Source organism: Microcoleus sp. T3_B1 (assembly GCF_036700445.1).
In the GTDB taxonomy this organism is placed as follows: Bacteria; Cyanobacteriota; Cyanobacteriia; order Cyanobacteriales; family Microcoleaceae; genus Microcoleus.
Genome location: NZ_JAUBOX010000011.1, coordinates 16,597 through 39,585 on the forward strand (window position 1 = coordinate 16,597; position 22,989 = coordinate 39,585).

General features: G+C 47.6%; 10 protein-coding genes. 4 read left to right on the top strand and 6 right to left on the bottom strand.

Features of this window, described 5'->3' with window-relative positions:
* The first annotated feature begins 320 nt into the window (after nucleotides 1-320).
* The gene (locus QT990_RS08555; protein ID WP_333465135.1) at nucleotides 321-7,148 is read left to right on the top strand and encodes a DUF4347 domain-containing protein; all 6,828 of its coding nucleotides are present in this window, start codon (nucleotides 321-323) and stop codon (nucleotides 7,146-7,148) included.
* Here the strand turns inward: QT990_RS08555 and QT990_RS08560 are convergent.
* A complete protein-coding gene (locus QT990_RS08560) occupies nucleotides 7,086-7,475 on the bottom strand; it encodes a DprA-like winged helix domain-containing protein (protein WP_333465145.1) in 390 nt (129 codons plus the stop codon). The genes QT990_RS08555 and QT990_RS08560 overlap by 63 nt on opposite strands.
* Nucleotides 7,476-7,700: 225 nt before the next feature.
* Here QT990_RS08560 and QT990_RS08565 point away from each other — a divergent pair, with 225 nt between their 5' ends.
* A complete protein-coding gene (locus QT990_RS08565; RefSeq protein ID WP_333465136.1) occupies nucleotides 7,701-16,748 on the top strand; it encodes a DUF4347 domain-containing protein in 9,048 nt (3,015 codons plus the stop codon).
* Between the two features lie 517 nt (nucleotides 16,749-17,265).
* Here QT990_RS08565 and dprA read toward each other — a convergent pair.
* The 3 genes from dprA to QT990_RS08580 form a co-directional block, all read right to left on the bottom strand.
* Nucleotides 17,266-18,417 (bottom strand): DNA-processing protein DprA, encoded by a 1,152-nt coding sequence (dprA, locus tag QT990_RS08570; RefSeq protein WP_333310723.1) that lies wholly within the window; start codon nucleotides 18,415-18,417, stop codon nucleotides 17,266-17,268.
* 263 nt (nucleotides 18,418-18,680) lie between these two features.
* Nucleotides 18,681-19,334 (bottom strand): YdcF family protein, encoded by a 654-nt coding sequence (locus QT990_RS08575; protein WP_333139097.1) that lies wholly within the window; start codon nucleotides 19,332-19,334, stop codon nucleotides 18,681-18,683.
* Between the two features lie 127 nt (nucleotides 19,335-19,461).
* Nucleotides 19,462-20,109, bottom strand: coding sequence for a DUF2301 domain-containing membrane protein (locus QT990_RS08580; protein ID WP_333294817.1), 648 nt, complete (start codon nucleotides 20,107-20,109; stop codon nucleotides 19,462-19,464).
* 80 nt (nucleotides 20,110-20,189) lie between these two features.
* Between QT990_RS08580 and QT990_RS08585 the strand changes: the two genes are divergently transcribed.
* Both QT990_RS08585 and QT990_RS08590 read left to right on the top strand, forming a co-directional pair.
* Nucleotides 20,190-20,882 carry a calcium-binding protein gene (locus QT990_RS08585; protein WP_333139093.1) on the top strand — a complete coding sequence of 231 codons (693 nt, stop codon included), beginning with the start codon at nucleotides 20,190-20,192 and terminating at the stop codon, nucleotides 20,880-20,882.
* Nucleotides 20,883-20,896: 14 nt separating this feature from the next.
* Nucleotides 20,897-21,094 (top strand): hypothetical protein, encoded by a 198-nt coding sequence (locus QT990_RS08590; protein ID WP_333139091.1) that lies wholly within the window; start codon nucleotides 20,897-20,899, stop codon nucleotides 21,092-21,094.
* Here the strand turns inward: QT990_RS08590 and QT990_RS08595 are convergent, their stop codons facing one another.
* Both QT990_RS08595 and QT990_RS08600 read right to left on the bottom strand, forming a co-directional pair.
* Entirely contained in the window at nucleotides 21,095-21,850 is a 756-nt protein-coding gene (locus QT990_RS08595) for a DUF561 domain-containing protein (protein WP_333139089.1), read from the bottom strand.
* Between the two features lie 81 nt (nucleotides 21,851-21,931).
* The gene (locus QT990_RS08600) at nucleotides 21,932-22,735 is read right to left on the bottom strand and encodes a creatininase family protein (protein ID WP_333139087.1); all 804 of its coding nucleotides are present in this window, start codon (nucleotides 22,733-22,735) and stop codon (nucleotides 21,932-21,934) included.
* Nucleotides 22,736-22,989: the final 254 nt, after the last annotated feature.

Consider the following 22,989-nt stretch of genomic DNA (forward strand, 5'->3'; position numbering starts at 1 on the left):
GCTAGGGCTTGAAACGAACGGCCCAACCGCATGGCAGATATGTATCAAAAATCCCGTTCTTAATATTTCAGTATAATGACACTTGCTATTGAAATGTTTTTGTGTTATCTCATCCACCTCGCGCTGGCTTATCCGTAATATTACTTAATAAAATTCCCCATCTTTATCAAAACTTTAAATAAAAAGGTGTTTATAAAGAAAACTTTATAGATATTCTCTAAAAAAACAGTTATGGTTACTACAACCTTCAGAAAGTGTTTCGGATGCAAGTCGCGAAACAGGGAAATCCTTGTCTTTTTTTAGCTATTAGTAGGTGCATTATGCCAAATTTAAATAATCAAGTTTCACCAAGTGCGATCGTCTTTATCGATACTAAAGTTGAAAATTATCAAAGTTTGATTGCAGGGGTAAAACCGGGTACGGAAGTAGTCGTTTTGGATGGGAACCGGGATGCGATCGACCAAATTACTGATATTTTAGCTCTTCGTACCAATATTGACAGCATTCACATAGTTTCTCACGGTGCTCCGGGCAGCTTGCAATTGGGTAATGGCTGCTTGAGTGCAGATAATGTGGAAACTTATTCCGAGAAATTGCAGCAGTGGCGGAGTGCTTTAAGTGTTGATGCGGACATTCTCATTTACGGTTGTAATGTCGCATCATCACCTCGCACTTACCCGAAAGTCCGCCAGGGAATGAATTCCCTGTCTCAAAGCTCAAGTCGGTTGAAACCGACTGGTAACAACCTCAATAAACAGTCCCTAAGCGAGGACTTTCGCTATGAGACGGGGGTTGAAACGAACGGCGGATCGGATGAATACGCCATAGATGATGAACAGGCGAGAGATATAGACGGTGTAGCCTTCATCCAACGGATTGCCCAACTCACAAATACAAACGTTGCAGCTTCCCAAAACCTCACGGGAAGTGTAGCCAAAGGCGGCGACTGGGAACTGGAAGTCAGAACCGGGGAAATAGAAACGCCGCTGGCATTTGAAGCCGAAGTATTAGCAGGTTACGAGTATGTTTTGAATAGTTTTGGTGCTGCAACTAATTTTGGCGCGGGGGGGCAGCCGCAATTCGTCGGCGTAGGAGACTTCAACGGCGACACCAAGCCTGACTTAGCCGTGCCGAATCGTGTCGCTAACGTTTCTATCTTATTAGGGACAGGTACAGGCACCTTTAGTGCTCCCACTAATTTTCCTGTGGGACAATATGCCTTTGCTGTGACGGTGGCAGACTTTAATGGAGACACCAAGCTTGACCTAGCCGTTGCCAACTGGGGGAGTAATAACGTCTCAATTTTGTTAGGAACAGGGACAGGCAGTTTTGGTACAGCTACCAACTTTAACGTCGGGTCGAGTCCTTGGTCAGTTACGTCCGGCGACTTCAATGGAGATGGCAAGATTGACCTAGCCACAGCCAACATTGACTCAAACAATGTCTCTATTCTATTAGGGACAGGTACAGGCAGCTTTAGTGATCCCACGAACTTTATCGTCGGGACAAAACCCCAGTCTGTATCTGTAGGCGACTTTAACAAAGACGGCAAACTTGACCTAGCTACGGCGAACTTTACCTCAAACAATGTCTCGATTCTATTGGGGACAGGCACGGGTAGCTTTGGCACTGCCACTAATTTTAGTGTGGGAACAAACCCCTATTCTGTTGCTGTGCAAGATTTTAATGGGGATGCCAACCCTGACATAGCTACAGCCAACGAAGGCTCTAATAATGTATCGGTACTGTTAGGGAATGGCACAGGTGGCTTTGGGACTAACACTAACTTTGCTGTGGGGACAGGGCCTCGTTCCGTTACTGTAGGTGACTTTAACGCCGACGGCAAAATTGACTTAGCTACAGCGAACGGTGTTAGCAGCTCGACCCCTGTGGCTAATAACCTCTCGGTTCTGTTGGGGACAGGCACTGGTACTTTTAGCCCTGTCGCCAACTATAGCTTGGGGTCAAATCCCTGGACTGTCACTGCGGCAGACTTGAATGCGGATGGGAATCTTGACCTAGCCACGTCGAACTATTGGACTAACGACGTTTCGATTCTGCTTAATACAACCCCGGCGGTAAATTTCGGGGCTGCAACTTACAGTGGCAGTGAAGGAACCGCAGATACAGTAGTCAATATTTCCGTTACTATCAGCGCCACTCCTGACGCTGCTGTAACAGTGCCTATTGTCATCGACCCCAGCAGCAGTGCCACCGAAAATTCAGACTACACCTTTTCGCCTACCTCGATTACATTCCCCGCAGGTGCAACAGGTGACGCACTCACCCAGAATGTTGCATTTACTATCAAACCCGACAACATAGTTGAAAATGCCGAAACCGCAATCTTCAACTTTGGCACAATCATCGGTGGCGTTGCCGGTACAACCAAACAAACCACACTAACTATTGCGGCTAACGGTCAACCTTCAAGCCTGAGTCCGTACCAAATAGACCTCAAAACAGGCGCAATTACCGGTGGGCCAAACCCGTTTATTTCTCTAGTAAATACCCCGACCGACTCAAACGCAGACAGTTGGTTAGAAGCGGTAGCCAAAATCAATTTTGACGGCAAGATCAAAAAAGCAAAATTCATCGTTGAATACGACAAAACTCCGTCAGGATGGACGGTAAATCTCGGCGACTCAGCGTCAAACGATGGCTATGGAGGGGATGCCAGCACTAACAGCCGCGATGCCGAGATGCAGATTGTTAACGGGGGTATGGCAGTTTTTGGGAATGACTACAATACACCCCCTGGCGGAGAACTTACCCCAGGAAATGTGCCTAACTTTGTGAGTAATGGTTCCCGCGTCGAGTTAGAAGTGAGCAACGAACAACTTGCGTGGGATAACAAAAGCGGGCTAAAAAATAGCCTGAATTCCCCATATCTTTACGCCCTCAACGGTCAACCTGATGCTACTGGGCCAGTCAATTCCGAGATTTACGCCGGATTTAACAGGGTGATTTCAGGGCCAGGCGATCGCATCGGATCGGGTGCTAGCAAGGTGACAATTCTGCTCAATCCGATCGACTACGCGATTAGCGCTGGTACTGCAACCGTTACAGAAGGCAATGAAGGCAAAACTGCTGCCACTTTTACTGTTACCCGCAGCGGTTGCACTGACTTGGCGAGCACAGTAGATTATGCGATCGCAGGTACTGCTACAAACGTCAGCGATTACAACAACATCGGCGGCACATCCGGTGCAACTGCTGCGACTGGTACGATTAATTTTGCAGCGGGCGAGACCTCGAAAACCATTACTCTGGATGTTTTAGGCGATGCGGCGATCGAAGCCAATGAAACCCTTGAGGTTACGCTGTCAAATCCCTCGGTATTAGATTCTACACCGACACTTACCACTGCTACCGCTACCACAACTATTGCTAATGATGATGTAGCGCCACCGACACCGACGCCAACGCCGACACCAGTCACGCCGACGCCGACACCAGTCACTCCGACGCCGACACCGACACCAGTCACGCCGACACCGACGCCAGTCACGCCAACACCAACGCCGACGCCAGTCACGCCAACGCCGACGCCAGTCACGCCGACGCCGACGCCAGTCACGCCAACACCGACGCCAGTCACTCCGACGCCGACGCCGACGCCAGTCACGCCGACGCCGACGCCAGTCACGCCGACGCCGACGCCGACGCCAGTCACGCCGACGCCGACGCCAGTCACGCCAACACCAACGCCAGTCACGCCAACACCGACGCCAACGCCAGTCACGCCGACTCCGACGCCGACGCCAGTCACGCCGACTCCGACGCCGACGCCAGTCACTCCGACTCCAACGCCGACAACTGGTACTCCGACGCCAACGCCGACAACTGGTACTCCGACGCCGACGCCGACAACTGGCACTCCGACTCCGACGCCGACAACTGGTACTCCGACGCCGACGCCGACAACTGGCACTCCGACTCCGACGCCGACAACTGGCACTCCGACTCCGACGCCGACAACTGGCACTCCAACTCCGACGCCGACAACTGGCACTCCAACTCCGACGCCGACAACTGGCACTCCGACGCCAACGCCGACAACTGGTACTCCGACGCCGACGCCGACAACTGGCACTCCGACGCCGACGCCGACAACTGGTACTCCAACACCGACGCCCACGCCGATACTTGGAAGTCCTGGCATTGTTATTAGTCCGGCATCGGGATTAGTAACTACAGAAGCAGGTGGCACAGACCAATTCACCATCAAACTCAACCGCCAACCGACTGCGGATGTAACGATTGGTTTGCGTAGCAGCAATGAGGCAGAGGGAGTAATTTCGACGGAATCAATTACTTTCAATTCTGCTAATTGGAATCAGTGGCAGCCGGTTACGGTAACGGGTGTCAACGATCGAGTATTTGACGGCGATAAGACTTATCAGATTGTGACTGCCCCTGCTGTGAGTGCCGATAGTAACTACAACGGCCTCAATGCACCGGATGCGACTGTTGTTAACAGGGGTAACACCATACCGCCATCTAACGATCTGATTGCTGGTGGTCCTCGCAACGATCAGATTCTTAGTATTCCCACGGTAAATTTTTCCCCAGCTACTTACCAAGTCAATGAAAGTCGCACAGTAACCGTTCAGAAACAAATTACCCTCACTCGCACTGGGGATCAAAGCAACTTTTCCACGGTGTGGCTAGAACGTCCTACTGGTTCAGCTACTTTGGGAATAGATTGGAACGTTCCGCCCAATTTCTCTCCTCAAATCACCTTTAACCCAGGCGAAAATAGCAAAACTTTGACAATTGACATCTTACCGGATGGTCAGTTTGAGGGAACAGAAGAAATTGCGTTTCGGATCGCCAATGGGGGGGTTAATGTCAATATCGGCACCCAAAACACTGCTACCTTGCAAATTTTCGATGCTGAGGGGCCTCCTACAATTAATTTCTCCCCAGCTACTTACCAAGTCAATGAAAGTCGCACAGGAATCGTTCAGAAACAAATTACCCTCACTCGCACAGGGGGGAATATAGACAGCTTTTCCAGGGTGTACCTAGAACCTCCTACTGGTTCAGCGACTTTCGGAACAGATTGGAATACCCCCAATTTCTTTCCTGAAATCACATTTAACCCAGGCGAAAAGACCAAAACTTTCACAATTGACGTTTTTCCGGATGCTCAAGTTGAGGGAACAGAAGAAATTGCGTTTCGGATCACCAATCGGGATAATTCCATTATTGGCACCCAAAACACTGCCAGTCTGAAAATTATCGATGCTGAATCTACACTCAACAACAACCCGCCGGTGGTGACTAATCCCCTCTTGAATCAACGTGGTCCCAATCCCCGCCGCGACTTCAGTGTGACTCTTGCTCCCAACACCTTTACTGATCCCGATCCCGGTGACAGCCTCACTTACTCCTACTCAATAATTCCAGAGCCGGATCCCAACGGACCCTTCGGCCCCAACCGTCTCGATTGGCTGACCTTCGACCCCAATACCGGCACTTTCATTGCACCCGATTGGCTGACCTTCGACCCGAATACTCTGACCTTTAGCGTGAATTTGAATGCTGGCAATGTTCCCTCATTCTTCTATGTGCCAATTAAGGTGACAGCAACGGACAATGCGGGTGCCAGTGTCAGTGACTTCTTCCACCTGTACCGCGCCGACAGCCTTTCTGGCGTCGCAATTGACGGTTATATCTCCGGTGCTACTGTGTTCTTAGATGCCAACAAAAACGGCATCCTCGATGCCAACGAACCATCCACCACAACTAACAGCAGCGGTGAGTTTAATCTCGATATCCCCTTCGAGACATTCGACACCAACAAAAACGGAGAAATCGACCCATCAGAAGGAAATTTAGTTGTCACAGGAGGCATTGACACCGCCACCGGCTTACCCCTAGAAACACCAGTCACCGCACCACCAGATGCGAGTGTAGTCACCCTCCTAACCAGCTTAATCGCCGACTTAATCGACAAAGGAATTGAACCAGAAGAAGCCCAATCTTTAGTCAAAGCCGCCCTTTCTCTCCCCGCTGAAGTTGACCTAACTAGCTTAGACCCTATCTTAGCTACCAATAACAATCAACCGGGCGGAGTCCAAGTCTTAGCCGCAATGGTGAAAGTCCAAAACTTCATCACCCAAACCAGCGCTTTGATGGACGGTGCATCCAGTGTAGTCAATACCGATATTGTCAAGGCTGTTGTCAGTTCAATTACGGCTCAAATTCAATCCGGTACAGTCTTAAACCTCAGCAATGCCGCAGCCTTAGAACCAATCATTCAGCAAGCTGCCGCGAAAATCCAGCAAATAGACCCCAGTTTCAACAGTCAAACAGTCAGCCAAATTACATCGCAATCCGCGACAGTAATGGCAACAGCCAATCAGCGCATTGATGCGGCTGTCTCCAACCCAACAGGAACATCAATTCCTGAATCACTTGCCCGCCTCCAACAAGTAGCCTTGGGCCCAACCACTCAAGACTTCAAAGAAGTTGGTACAGGAAATAAACCTATTTCCCAGTTAGTTGCTGACAATACTGGTACTGCTTTAGATAGCAGAATCGAAGCTGTAGTATTGCCTGTTGGGATTGCGACTCCTGTTGTCAGCGGCGATGCTGATTTGGGCAGCAATTCCCCGGATGCAATTCTCGGTACTAATGGCGACGATATCCTGACTGGCGACAGCGGAAATAATGTGTTGATGGGGATGAGGGGCAATGATTCCCTCGACGGCGGCATTGGAAATGACTCGGTTTTCGGTGGCAAAGGTAGCGATACAATCCTGGGAAGTAGCGGTGATGATGTCTTATTTGGCAACCGTGGTGCTGACATTTTGAATGGCGATGATGGTAATGATATTCTTTACGGAGGTAAGGGCGATGATTTGCTCAATGGCGGTTTGGGAATGGATACTTTGACTGGAGGAATGGGATTAGATAAATTCCTACTCTCTACCAATTCCGGTACTGATACGATTACTGATTTTGAAGTCGGTCAAGACTTGTTAGTATTGGGTAATGGGTTGAGTTTCTCGCAATTGGCAATTGCTCAAGATAGCGGTGCAACTTTAATCCGGTTGGCACAAACCGGGGAGATTTTAGCTTCTCTGGCCGGAGTTTCGGCTACCAGTATCAGTGCCGTTAATTTCGGATTGATTTAAGAGCGATTTCGGGTTTATTACCCAGATTTCTGCCTTCCGAGAAACTCGTGAGCGCGAGAGTAAGACAGGGGTTAAAAACCCCTGTCTCATAGAAACTAATCCCAACAATTCCAACTGCAAAAGTATACGAGAAACTGTTCCCGCTTCTAATCGAGATGCTTCCACAATTGTATTAAAAGAAATCGGCCCAGAGGCGATCGCACAGCGTCTTCCACCAATCGATCGAACTCTGGTACTAAACCTCTGAACCTCTACTCCTATATTCTCCTTCCCATACTCTGCACGGGGACTAAAATATTTCAGTATAATGATACTTGCTATTGAAATGTTTTTGTGTTATCTCATCCACATCGCGCTGGCTAACCCGTAATATTACTTAATAAAATTCCCCATCTTTATCAAAACTTTAAATAAAAAGGTGTTTATGAAGAAAACTTTATAGATATTCTCTAAAAAAACAGTTATGGTTACTACAACCTTCAGAAATAGTTTCCGATGCAAGTCGCGAAACAGGGAAACTATTGTCTTTTTTTAGCTATTAGTAGGTGCATTATGTCAAATTTAAATAATCAAGTTTCACCAAGTGCGATCGCCTTTATCGATACTAAAGTAGAAAATTATCAAAGTTTGATTGCTGGGGTAAAACCGGGTACGGAAGTAGTCGTTTTGGATGGGAACCGGGATGCGATCGACCAAATTACTGATATTTTAGCTCTTCGTACCAATATTGACAGCATTCACATAGTTTCTCACGGTGCTCCGGGCAGCTTGCAATTGGGTAATGGCTGCTTGAGTGCAGATAATGTGGAAACTTATTCCGAGAAATTGCAGCAGTGGCGGAGTGCTTTAAGTGTTGATGCGGACATTCTCATTTACGGTTGTAATGTCGCATCATCACCTCGCGCTTACCCGAAAGTCCGCCAGGGAATGAATTCCCTGTCTCAAAGCGAAAGTCGGTTGAAACCGACTGCTTACCCGAAAGTCCGCCAGGGAATGAATTCCCCGGCTCAAAGCTCAAGTCGGTTGAAACCGACTGAAAACAAACTCAATAAACAGTCCTCTTCAGAGGACTTTCGCTATGAGACAGGGAATTCATTCCCTGGCGGATCGGATGAATACGCCATAGATAATGAATACGCCATAGATGATCGACACGCCAGAGATATAGACGGTGTAGCCTTCATCCAACGCATTGCCCAACTGACAAATACCAATGTTGCCGCTTCCAAAAACCTCACCGGAAGTGTAGCAAAAGGCGGCGACTGGGAACTGGAAGTCAGAACCGGTTCAAGAGAAACGCCGCTGGTATTTGAAGCCGAAGTGTTAGCGGGTTACGAGTATGTTTTGAATAGTTTTGGTGATGCGACTAATTTTGGCGCGGGGACAAATCCCAAAGGTATTAATGTATTGTTTTTCAACGCTGATACCTTTCCAGACTTGGTAGTGACCAACCTATCAAGCGAAAACATTTCAATTTTGTTGGGAGATGGAAATGGCAATTTTGGAACAGTTACCCAATTGGCTGTAGGTTTGGATCCTGTTTTCGTCACATCAGGACTTTTTAACGCTGACAATTTCCCCGATTTGGCAGTAGCAAATAGCAGTAATAGCAGTGTGTCAATTCTGTTAGGAAATGGCACGGGCGGACTCATTAGTCCACCCAGCACCTTTAGTGTGGGTAACACTCCCTCTTCAATAGCTGTCGGGAACTTTAACAGCGACACTTTCCTCGATTTAGCAGTGGTAAATGCTAACCCTCAAGGTACGGGTAGTGTCTCAATTTTGTTGGGAAACGGTGCTGGCAGCTTTGGCGCTGCCACTAATTTCAATGTTGGTGCGATTCCTGGTTCCGTTGTTGTAGGGAACTTTAATGCTGACAGTTTACCTGACTTAGCCGTTGCCAACAGCCTCTCTAATAATGTCTCAATTATGTTAGGAAATGGCACGGGCGGATTTGGTGCAGCTACTAATTTTGGGGCTGGGCAAAATCCAAATGCGATCGCAACTGGGGACTTTAACGGAGATAATTTCCTCGACTTAGCCACAGCTAACGGCGGTTCTAACAGTGTGTCAATTCTATTGGGAAATGGCACTGGCGGCTTTGGCCCGGCTACTACTGTTAACGCAGGGGCAGGGCTTAACGGCATTGTGGTGAAAGACTTTAGCGGAGATGGCAGACTTGACTTAGCAGTAACAGGAACCAGCGGCGCTGCAATTTTAGTAGGCAACGGCAATGGCGGTTTTAGTGCACCCATTAACTTTGCTGCGGGCACAGATCCAACTTCCATTATTGCAGGCAACTTTAATGCTGATACTCTCCCGGATTTTGCAGTAGCGAATAACGGTTCAGACAACGTTTCGGTGCTGCTGAATACACCCACTACAGTATCCTTCGTTCCTCCCCAAATAGGTAACACTTACAACGTCACTGAAGGCACGACCGACACAATAATTTATGTCCCGGTTACTATCAGCGGTGGCACTCCCTTAACTGATTTAAATGTACCCATTGTCATCGACCCCAGTAGCACAGCTACTCAAGATGCAGACTACACTATTTCAACTACATCCCTTACTTTCTCTGCCGGCACTACTACTCTCACCCAAAATATTGCAGTAACTATTAAAGCTGACAATATCGTTGACAGTAACGAACAGTTAGTTCTCAATTTGGGTGCGATTACAGGCGGTGTTGTCGGCGGTACGAGTCAAGCGAAAGTGGCTATATTGGATAGGAATAGTTCTTACTCAATTGTCGCCGACAATCCCACCATTACCGAAGGCAATACCGGCAAAAATCCTGCCACATTTACTATTACTCGCAGCGGTAGCACGGAACTTTGGAGTACCGTAGATTATGCCATTACCGGCACTGCGACCAACGCCACTGATTACAACAATATCGCCGGCACTTCGGGCGCAACGGCTGCCACTGGCAAAATCACTTTTGCAGAGGGTGAAACATCCAAAACTATTACTTTGGATGTGTTGGGAGATGGCAATATAGAACCGGATGAAACTGTTGCCATTACTTTATCAAATTCAGTTTCACCCGGTGGCGCACCGACTATTGCGACGGCTACCGCTACGGCTACTATCAAAAATGATGACGCTGCCGGCATCACTGTCACTCCAAAGGCAATATCAACCACAGAAGTTGGCGGTAAGGCAGAATTTACAGTCAAATTAAACGCTGCACCAACTGCTGACGTAACCATCGGTTTGAGGAGTGACAATCTTGCAGAAGGAACAGTTTCAACTAATAGCTTAACTTTCACTACCGCTAACTACGATCAACCGCAACCAATAACGATCAGTGGTGTTGACGATTTAGTAGCTGATGGCCCTATACCTTACAAGATTGTCACGGCTGCTGCTGTGAGTACCGATGTTAATTACAGTAACCTCGATCCTGATGATGTCACCGTCACCAACAGTGATAACGAAACTCCGGGAATTACGGTGAATCCGACGGCGGGATTAATTACTGGTGAAGATGGCACCAAGGCCAACTTTACTGTGGTTCTAAATACTCAGCCGACTGCTGATGTGACTATCGGTTTGACCAGTGACAATGTTGCCGAAGGAACTGTTTCAACTAATAGTTTAACATTCACTTCTGCTAACTGGGATACAGCGCAGCCGGTGACAGTAACAGGGCTTAACGATAGCATTGGTGACGGCGATATTAATTACACCATTGTCACGGCGGCTACTGTTAGTACAGATCCGAATTACAGCAACAAAGATGTAACGGATGTTAGCCTCAGCAATAAGGACGATGATACCGCTGGTGTTTCTATTACTCCCACGGCAACAACTGCGACAGAAGGCGGTGCGAATGGCAGTTATGCGCTCAAATTAACGTCGGAGCCGATCGCCCCTGTTACCATTAACTTTAATGCCCCAAGTGAAATAAATGCGATCGCCCCTGTGATCTTTGACAGCACTAACTGGAATGTTGCCAAAACTGTCACTGTCACCGCTACCGACGACAGCAAAGCCGAAGGCACGCACAGCGGCACGATCGCTCACACTGTTACCAGTACCGACACTAAGTATAGCGGTCAGACGGTTCAGGATGTAAATGTAGCTATTACCGACAACGAGACAGCAGGTGTCAGCATTTCTCCCACGCAAACAACTGCTACAGAAGGCGGGGCCGCGGGCAGTTATCAGCTCAAATTAACGTCGGAGCCGATCGCGCCTGTTACCATTAACTTTAATGCCCCAAGTGAAATAAATGCGATCGCCCCTGTTATCTTTGACAGCACTAACTGGAATGTTGCCAAAACAGTCACTGTCACCGCTACCGACGATAGCAAAGCCGAAGGTACGCACAGCAGCACGATCGCTCACACTGTTACCAGTACCGACACTAAGTATAGCGGCACGGCAATTCAGGATGTCAATGTAGCGATTACCGACAACGAGACAGCAGGTGTCAGCATTACACCTACGAGCACAACTGCTACAGAAGGCGGGGCGAATGGCAGTTATACAGTCAAACTCAACAGCCAGCCGATCGCGCCTGTTACCATTAACTTTAATGCCCCAAGTGAAATAAATGCGATCGCGCCTGTTACCTTTGACAGCACGAATTGGAATGTTGCCAAAACAGTCACAGTCACCGCTACCGACGATAGCAAAGCCGAAGGCACGCACAGCGGCACGATCGCTCACACTGTTACCAGTACAGACACTAAGTATAGCGGCACAACAATTCAGGATGTCAATGTAGCGATTACCGACAACGAGACAGCAGGTGTCAGCATTTCTCCCACGCAAACAACGGCTACAGAAGGTGGCGCGGATGGCAGTTATGGCATCAAATTAACATCGCAGCCGATCGCCCCTGTAACTATCACTCTCACAACAGGTAATGAGATAGAGGCGATCGCGCCTATCACTTTCACTACCGATAACTGGAATGTCGTTCAATCCGTTACGGTGAAAGCTGTTGACGATACGATTGTCGAAGGCGCGCACAGCGGTACTATCACTCACAGTGTGAGTGGGGGTGATGCTAAGTATAATGTGGTCGTGGTTCCAGGGGTGACAGTGGCGATTACGGATAACGACACTGCACCACCAGTAGTCGTCGATCCGCCAGTAGTCGTCGATCCGCCATTAGTCGTTGATCCGCCAGTAGTAGTCGATCCGGTAGTAGTCGTCGATCCGGTAGTAGTCGATCCGGTAGTAGTCGTCGATCCGGTAGTAGTCGATCCGGTAGTAGTCGTCGATCCGGTAGTAGTCGTCGATCCGCCAGTAGTCGTCGATCCGCCAGTAGTCGTCGATCCGGTAGTAGTCGTCGATCCGGTAGTAGTCGTCGATCCGCCAGTAGTTGTCGATCCGCCAGTAGTCGTCGATCCGCCAGTAGTTGTTAATCCGCCAGTAGTCGTCAATCCGCCAGTAGTCGTCAATCCGCAACCGCCAGTCACTACAGGAACAGGCGGCACAAACATATTCCCGATCAGAATACCGAGCTCTAACGAAACTCCCTTGGGAATAACGGACTCTAAGGCTCGGCATGGGGGGGAAGCGGATGACCACCCAGTATTCACCAACGAACTCGCGGATCTGACGATACCTGGTTTTGTCGGCCCTAATGCCTGGGGAGACTACGACAATGACGGCGATTTGGATCTGTTGGTGATGGAAGGAGGTAGTTTACAAAACAACTATTATCAATCTTTTCCCCGATCGCAATACATCCCCAGAGTGTACAGCAACGAAGGTGATCAAGGCTTTAAACCAATTGATATAGGGCTGCCTCCCGTTTACGGAGGTGTACTTCAGGAAAATGGGAAGGAGCATATTTCCAAGCCTTCTGCTACCTGGGGTGACAGCGACAATGATGGTGATCTCGATATCTTGCTCACAGGTGTAAGAACTGATCCAACACAGACCAACCCCTATGCTACGCCGAGTTACATCCCCATCACCACACTGTACGTGAACCAAAAGATTGAGAACAATCTGCGCCCTTCTTACCAAACCCAGCAGATCAACCCCAATTTCTTTTTGCGAAGCACGGCAAACCTGCCTGGTCTGTTCAACGGTTCCGCAGCTTGGGGAGACTACAACAATGATGGCAGACAGGATCTCGTACTCACAGGCGATACGAGTTCAGGCTACATCGCCAAAGTGTTCCGTAACGAACGCATTGACTTTGGCGGTGGCATTCCCTTTAACTACGGCACTAGCTTTGAGGAGGAGACTGGGGTAAACTTGCCCGGTGTTATTGGCAATGCGGCTTGGGGAGACTACAACAATGATGGCAAACAAGATATCTTGCTGACAGGCGATACCGGTTCAGCATACGTCGCAAAGTTGTATCGCAACACTGGCAATGGCTTTACTGAAGAGAGCAAGCCATTGCTGCAAAATCAAAACCCCAACGAACCTATTAATTACGGTGCATGGGGAGACTCCAACAACGATGGCAAACTCGATATCTTGCTTACAGGTACACAGCAGCGTCTAAATCAGTATCAGTCGCCGATTCCTAATAGCTCTACCAGGCTGCTGCTCCAAAACACAAACTATGGAGGAGATACTACGTTTGAGGAACGTGGAATTACATGGGGGCTTGGTGCTGGTTCCGGTACTTGGGGAGACTACGACAACAATGGCAAGCTGGATATCCTGCTGACAGAACGAAATTATTCGTCTGTTTACAATTTCCCCAAAGTTTACGGACAAAATGAGTCTGGCTATTTTCAACCCATCGACGATACAGGGCTACCTAATAATGTTGCCAGCGCGAATGGTTCTTGGGGAGACTACAACAAAGATGACAAACTGGATATTGCACTCACGACAAGAGATGATTCATCTGTTGGCGGTGGCAGCTTTGTCAAAGTCTACCGCAACAACACCCCTGATGCGAACACGCCACCCTCTGCACCTCAAACTCAAGGTTTCAATTTCCCTCAGATTACTCCCGAAGGAGTTATCTTAAGTTTGCCCCCAGGATGGGGGAATCAGATCGACGCTCAAACTCCAAATCAGGGTTTAAGCTACAACCTGCGAGTTTGGACTACTCGTTTCAATCCCGCCGGTGGCGACCCTATTAAAGAGTACATTGTTGGCCCGATGTCCCTGGATGATGGGACTCGGCAAGTAGTGCAGTTGGGAAATGCCAACCAAGCCAACAGCAGCAGTAACTACTACTCGCCTGGTTGGCTGTTAAAACCAGATTACTTAATCCCTGGACAAACTTATAACTGGAGTGTACAGGCGATCGACAGTGCTTGGGCTGGTTCCCCGTTTGTTGAAGGACAAAGTTTTACATTTACAGCCCCCGATATCAAGCCAACGCTTACCATCAGCGCTACGGATGCTAATGCTGCGGAAACCATCTTTCCACCCGAAGAACCCAATCCTGGAAAATTCACTATTACCCGTACTGGTGGCAGCCTAGCTGGTCCGCTGGATGTCTACTACAAGTTCGATAATCTATCCGATAATAGCTACACTCCTATACCCGGTACTGCCACACCAGGTATCGGTATGTATGGAGATTACCAATTGTATTCCGACTCCGAGTCCCGTCAGCCATCCCAACCCCGTCAGGCGTTGACTATCAACCCGTCTGGCAGCAACAGGATCACCATCCCAGCAGGTAAGCGCAGCGTCAACATAGATGTGGATGTCAACCACGACTACCTAGTAGAAGGCGACGAAAAAGTGTTTATCAGCTTAGATCCTATCAGCAACTACAACAGCCAGATAGGCGAGTCCTCTAGTGCTACTGTGATGATCGCGGACAACGACCCCAACACCCCGCCTGTCCTCAACTACGGCCCCGATACAACCCCTTGGCATTACGAGTCCAAAACTGTAAGCAACAGCCCATCGACATTCAACTACCAATTTCCGTCCAACACTTTCACAGATCCCGATCTAGGTGACACGCTTACCTACACAGCAACTCTTGAAAATGGCGATCCTTTACCTGATTGGCTCATTTTCGATCCAGATACTCGCACTTTCAATGGCACAAATTCTCAACCTCAAGATTTCAATATTAAGTTAACAGCAACAGACAGAGCCGGTGCAACTGCCAGCGATACGATCCAACTGATTATGAATGACAGCCGCTTTGGAGGTACTGTCATTGACGGTTATATCTCCGGTGCAACTCTCTTCCTCGATGCCAACAAAAACGGCATCCTCGACACCAACGAACCATCCACCACAACCGATACAGGCGGTAAATTCAATCTCAACATCCCCTTCGAGACATTCGACACCAACAAAAACGGAGAAATCGACCCATCAGAAGGCAATTTAGTAGCCATAGGAGGCATTGACACCGCCACCGGCTTACCCCTAGAAACACCTGTCACCGCACCCCCAGATTCTAGTGTAGTCACCCTCCTAACCAGCTTAGTCGCCGACTTAACCGACAAAGGAATTGAACAAGAAGAAGCGCAATCTTTAGTCAAAGCCGCCCTTTCTCTCCCCGCCGATGTTGACCTAACTAGCTTAGATCCAATCTTAGCGACCAATAACAATCAACCGGGCGGCGTCCAAGTCTTATCCGAAATGGTGAAAGTCCAAAACTTCATTACCCAAACCAGCGGTTTGATTAACGGTGCTTCCAGTGCAGTCAATACCGATATTGTCAAAGCTGTTGTCAGTTCAATTACGGCTCAAATTCAATCCGGTACAGTCTTAAACCTCAGCAATGCCGCAGCCTTAGAACCAATCATTCAGCAAACAGCCGCGAAAATCCAGCAAATAGACCCCAGTTTCAACAGTCAAACAGTCAGCCAAATTACATCGCAATCCGCGACAGTAATGGCAACAGCCAATCAGCGCATTGATGCGGCTGTCTCCAACCCAACAGGAACATCAATTCCTGAATCACTTGCCCGCCTCCAACAAGTAGCCTTGGGCCCAACCACTCAAGAATTCAAAGAAGTTGGTACGGGAAATAAACCTATTTCCCAGCTAGTTGCTGACAATACTGGTACTGCTTTAGATAGCAGAATTGAAGCTGTAGTATTGCCTGTTGGGATTGCCACTCCTGTTGTCAGCGGCGATGCAGATTTGGGCAGCAATTCCCCGGATGCAATTCTCGGTACTAATGGCGACGATATCCTGACTGGCGACAGCGCAAATAATGTGTTAATGGGCATGAGGGGCAATGATTCCCTCGACGGAGTTCTGGGGAATGACACTATTTTCGGTGGCAAAGGTAGCGATACAATCCTGGGAAGTAGCGGTGATGATGCCTTATTTGGCAACCGTGGTGCTGACATTTTGAACGGCGATGATGGTAATGATATTCTTTACGGAGGTAAGGGAGATGATTTACTCAATGGCGGTTTGGGAATTGATACTTTGGTAGGAGGAATGGGAGTAGATAAGTTCCTACTCTCTACCAATTCCGGTACTGATACGATTAATGATTTTGAAGTCGGTCAAGACTTGTTAGTATTGGGTAACGGGTTGAGTTTCTCGCAATTGGCGATTGTTCAAGATAGCGGTGCAACTTTAATCCGGTTTGCACAGACTGGGGAGATTTTAGCTTCTCTCAATGGTGTTTCTGCTAGCAGTATTAGTGCTGTTAATTTCGGATTGATTTGAGATTGGGTAGGGAAACGGCATTGCCCATTAGTGTCAACTTAAGCTTTTAGTCCGTTAGTCTTCTCGCTCATCCGTCAGTCCGCCAGCCAGGGGTTGAAACCCCTGTCTAATAGCTAAAGTCCTCGCTATGAGGACTAATGAGTTCTTCAGTCCTCATAGCGAGGACTTTAGCTTTGAGACAGGGAATTCATTCCCTGTCGGACTATCGGTTTTACCTTAAGTTGACACCAGTTGCGCTGTTGCCGTGTCCTCCATTGCCGTGTTCTCGATCGTTATATCCGATCGCCCAATCGGGCAATTTCATCATCCAATCCGGTTGATTTTACCCGTTACCCGAAATCAGGATACGGCAGTGCCGTGTCCCTACAATCGATCGCGTGATGCTTACATCCGAGCGACGAAAATTGATTATTTTGGGGTAGGGAAACGGCAATGCCGTGTCCTCCGTTGCCTTCAATCCGCGCAGGCGGATTTTGTCTGTGTAGACGCCGTTTCAACCGCCCAGTTTTCTTTCACATCAGCACCGCTGATATCGCATTCCCGGTAACTGCGAAACTAATCCCAACAATTCCAACTGCAAAAGTATACTAGAAACTGTTCCCGCTTCTAATCCCGCTGCTTCCACAATTACATCAAAAGAAATCGGCCCAGATACGATCGCACCTAACACCTTAGCCAATTCCGGCTCCAACGGCGGCCCTTGCTTCTCAACCGTCGGATTTGGAGGAAATAGCGACAACTGCTCGGCTCTATCCAATTTTGGCATAGCTCCGAGCATTTCCAACAACCTGTCTTCGCTTAACAGTCGATCGCGACCAGGCAGAATCGGATGAGCACCTTTACTCAGCAACTCCAAACACCCAAACGAACGCTCATCATCCAATCTTGCCGTCAAAACATACACATCCCGGCAAAAATCATTAGCTTGATAAGCAGTAATTAAAGCACCCGATTTATGCGGAGCTTCTATCACGATTGTAGCGCGGCTTAAGCCAGCAATTATGCGATTTCGGCGGGGAAAATTAGTTTTATTCGGTTGAGTCCCCGCCGGATATTCACTAATTACCAATCCCTGCTGCAAAATGCGATCGCACAACCTCTCATTTTGTTTAGGATATACAATATCTACTCCCGTCCCCACCACTGCGAAAGTCCTTCCTCCCGCCTCCAAACAGCCTATATGAGCCTCTGTATCAATGCCCGCAGCCAATCCCGAAACCACAGTAAAACCGCTTCTAGCCAAAGCCGTACTAAATTTGCGAGTCCACCTTCTGCCGTATTCCGAAGGGCTGCGAGTACCAACCATTGCCACCGTCGGCGTAATTCCTTGATTCTCTTTTACATCAACTAAACCGCGATAATACAACACTGGTGGCGGATTGGGAATTTCCAATAATAAGCGGGGATAATCTGGATCTGCAGGCGTCCAAAAACAGGGATTTTTTATAAGATGTTTTTCGATAAATTCTTCAGGATTAAGTTTAGTTCGTTCTTGCACAATGGTTTCAATTATCTGCTTGCCAAAGCCTTCGATTCGCATCAAATCTACTGATCTTGCCGTCCAAGCTTCTGCCAAACTATTGAAATTTTGGTGCAATCTTTGCAACAAAATCGGCCCGATACCGTTAATCTGCGACCATGCCAACCAGTAAGCGCGTTCTTCTAGCAACGAGTTACCCTCAACTTATCTGAGAATAATTTTATCATCTTCGGTTAAATATAGTAGGGAAACGGCACTGCCGTGTCCTCTATTTCTTGGGTAGGGAAACGGCACTGCCGTGGCCTGTATTTTCACAGATAGCCTGGTACAGAAATAGCACTGCCGTGTCCTGTATTTACACGGATTTCAAACTGTTATATAAATATTTTTTTCCGAACCGCGAAGGCGCGAAGAACGCGAAGGGAATTAAGAGAAAATTTGACAATTACTGGCTAGGTTTTCCAATCAACAAAACGGGCGTAAATATAAGCAATAATTTCTCCGATCACAGTCCGAAAACCTTCGCTCGATTTCCACCATTCTTGGGAATTATAATCTTGCGGTTCCGCCGCTATAATCCCGACTTTAATCTCAGGATTCAGCACTTCTTTGAAAACAATCCAACTTCTGCGGGCATGAGGGCCAAAAGAATAAAGATTAATTGAGTCAACTTTTATAGCAGAAGCAGCCAGCCAATCCCGAAGTGCGATCGCAGAAGCTGCAGTGCGGTGTTTCAAAACATTCGCGGCTGGTACTGCTACTAATTTATTTTTATCAAATCCTAGCGCAATACAAGTCGCGGCAGTCAGTTCGGCATAATTTTTATATTCAGCGAGATAGTAACCTTTATTTAAAGGAATTCCTGTGGTAATTAATTGGCTGTATTCACCTTTTTTGAATTCGGCGATCGCACTTTCGATCGCATAATCGGGCAACCAGCCTTCGACAACCAATATATCTGCTTTAATCGGCGCATTTACCGCCAAAAATGGATGGATCTTTGTGAGAATTAAGATCATTGCAATTATTAACCCCATCAGAGCAATTACCCAACCTTCCCTGGTAACTGCCCACATTTCTCGGCGGCGGATTAGACGAATTCTCATTTTAACTCGATCTAGATGTTTTCGGGTATGGAGGCAGATGCGGCGAGACTGGGGAAGAGGTAAATAGTGGGAAAGTGATAGAATTTCCCAATGCCCAATGCCCCATTCCCAATGCCTCATTCCCAAATTATTGGTGTTTCAGATACTCAAAAACGCTTTTATCCCCGATATCCTGCGGCATTGGTTGAAAAAACTTGCGTACAGCAAAGATGATAAACAAAGCCGCCCAAATAGCCAGCAAAAATTGTTCATTTTCGGCTGACAAAAAACCGAAAATATGTCCTAAAATTAAGAGAGGAACTCCCGGAGTCAAAAACTTAGTTTCGAGGCGATTAAAGCAGAATGCTTCCTTAAAATAAATGCCATTTAAGGCCGCAAAAGTAAAGCCAATTCCCCACAAAGTCGCGGGATGTTCGTACACTGCTAAAGCTAGAGGTTGGCTGCTTTGTAGGGCGACAAACAATGCTGCCGCGCCGCCGATCGCCCAAAACGCCTGTAGTGTTCGGTGCAGCGCAATCATGTAAATGTGAATAGTTGCTAAGCTGACGCCTAAAGCTATCCAGAAACAAGCAAAAACAGGCGTTACAGCTTGGATTGCCATCGGGTTGTCGCCCTGTTGTAGCACCAGAGTAGTGCCGATCGCAAAACACAGCGCCGCCACCCCCAATCCAGCGCGGTAAATCAACACTCCCGTGCGATCGTTTTGAGTAATTGTAAATTCGCCGAATTGTCCTTGATAGACTGGCGATTCATCAGGTGATTTCAGTAGTTGCATTACAGATTCCTCCTATCATACACGAATGTACTTCTGCCAAGATATACTTTATTGATAAACCGAGCCAGCGAGACCGAGCGATGCCTAAATTTAACAAGCCTAAACTTAACCAGTCTAAAGTTAACAAGTCTAAAGTTAACAAGTCTAAAGTTAACAAGCCTAAAGTGGACGATCGCCCCGATCAAAGCCAATCCCTTCCTTTACCATCCGAACTTCCTCCAGTTCAGCTTGATGAAACCATTGTAGCAGGCAGAAGACCGAAACCGGTCAACGACTTTCAGAGCCTGCTGGAGGAATTATCCGAATTGAGAGCGGGGTTCGATCCAGAAATGTTAGCGCATATCGATAAAAATATGCCATTTAATAATACGCAATTTGAAACTAAAATCAGCAAGATTTTGGGGTCAAAAAATATTGATTTCAGCCTAAAAAATTCCGTCAAATATCTAGATTACATCAAGCAAAATATTCAACTACCCTGCCACGTTACCGGCATAGAAGAGTTTGAATGGGAAGAAGAATATACAATGGGTGGGGGCAGCAAAAAAGAATATGCACGGCTCAAAAAAACTCAACCTTCTTATACTGATAGATTCACAATTAATCGGTTGGAGGATTTGGTGCTTCAGGAAGAAGGCATATTTGTGGAAGTGCAGCGCGTCAGCGATCGCCAAAAGTTTATGTTGCCTTTATCTGAGTTAGAATCAGTTGATGTAACCTCCCGCAACAATCAGTTATTAGATGATTATGCCGTGTGGTTTATCAATTATTAAGGAAGAGTGGAAAAGTGGAAGAGTGGAGGAGGGGAGGAGGGGAAGAGGGGAAGAGGGGAAGAGTGGGAGAAGGGGAGAGTGGGGATGGAAAAAATATTCCTTCTTCCTTCTTCCTGACATCGGTTACAGAATCCGTTGCCGAACATCCTTCTTCCTTCTCCCTGACATCCGTTACATCCGTTACAGAATCCGTTGCCGAACTTCCTTCTTAATTAAATGGAAGCCGACAAGTGCGATCGCGAAACCAAAGCCAAAGCTTCAACCAAACTGCGAACAGCCGCAATCATCGCCACTTCGCTATTAAGTTGGCTCACAGCAGAACCGACACCAACACCTGCAGCACCGGCTCCAATAGCGAGGGGTGCGGTGACGCTGGAGATACCGGAAGCGCAGAGTACGGGGACGGATACGGCGCGGGAAATTTCAAAGGCTGCAGCCAAAGTAGGCGCTGCTTTTTCAATTAATCCCAATGTGCCGGCGTGAATTGGTTGAGCGCTGGTGCCACCTTCGGTTTGGATGATATTAGCCCCAGCTTTGACTAATTCAATTGCTAATTGCACTTGTTTGTCGAGTGCCAAAATGTGGGGAACTGTCACAGAAAGAGTGATGTTCGGAAATAGCGATCGAGTTTCGCGAGTCAACTGCAAAACTTCCTCAGCTTCAAAGCGACGGCCTTCTGCGTAGAAAGCATCAAAGTTACCAATTTCAATCACATCAGCGCCGGCTTCTACCGCAGCCACAAACTTTTCCGGTTCCACTGCCGATACACAAATTGGCAAATTTGTCAACTGTTTTGCCATCAATACCAAATCTCGATCTGCAGCAATATCGACAAAGGAAGCACCGCCGAGATCCGCTGCTTTGACGACAGCCGCAACGTTGGCAGCATCAAAATTATTTAAACCGCTGATAATTTTCAGGGCGCGACCTTGCTCAAAAGCGCGCTGCAATTTAGAATTTACACTCATCGTTAGTTTTCCAACTCAAAAAATTTCTTAGACTCATTTTGACACAAATTAGAACAATTTTTGATTTTTAATTCTTAATTTTTAATTACTACGCGGCTGGCGAAATTTGTAAACATCTTTGATAACTTGTGCCCAACCGTCAGAGAGAGATTCGAGAATACGAGCTCCCTTTTCTTTCGTCGCCGCCGTCGCATCGCCCAACACACCGCTTTGTGTCAACTCTCGCGTCAGCCAAGCAAAAGGCAAATTCCCTTCCATACTCAGCAAACTGTCTGTTGGTAAACCCTGCGGGTACTCGCAAACAGCCAGTTCCATTTTCACCTGTTCCGGCAAAATTGACAACATCAAACTCGTTTCTGCATCACCCGCGTGAATTCCCAACTCCAACTCCTTCGCAGTTAATAATTCAGCAGCCACATTCGGAACCCGCCAAACAAACAGCGGAAAAACCGAAAAATCCTGATATTTTTGATGAATATCCCGCGCCGCAATTTCCACTACCTGCGGCTGTCCGCCGTGACCATTCATTAACACTAATTTCCGAAATCCTGCCTGATAAATACTGTCAGCAATTTCACCTAATACTGTTAAAAGTGTCTGAGCACTGAGCATAATTGTACCGGGAAAATGGCAGTGTTCGTTCGACTTGCCATAGTACAAAGGCGGCAAAGCATACGCGGGAATATTTGCGTCTAACTTGGCCAGCGCTTTGCCTATCACCGCCGCGCTAATTGCCGCATCTACAATTAAAGGCAAATGGGGGCCGTGCTGTTCGATCGCACCTAGCGGCTGAATGATAACTATATTTTCCTTATCCGGCATAGACTCAATTTCTGTCCAAGTCAGATATGGAAAAAAGCGCGATTCTGGAATAAAATTGTGCATAAGGTGGCGGCAAGAGCATAGGCAACCAAGGCAGTCAACTAGAGCGTGTTTTCTTGCCTATTCTGTAGGTTGGGTTAAGCGTAGCGCCACCCAACAAATCTACGAAAAATGTTGGGTTTCGTTCCTCAACCCAACCTACAATTTAAGGCAATTCTGGGGAGAGAAAACACGCCCTAGCCTGAAAACTAAAAAGTAATTTCCCAGATAGAGCGCATATTCTGTATGTGGGTAGAGCCTATAATATAGCAGATGCT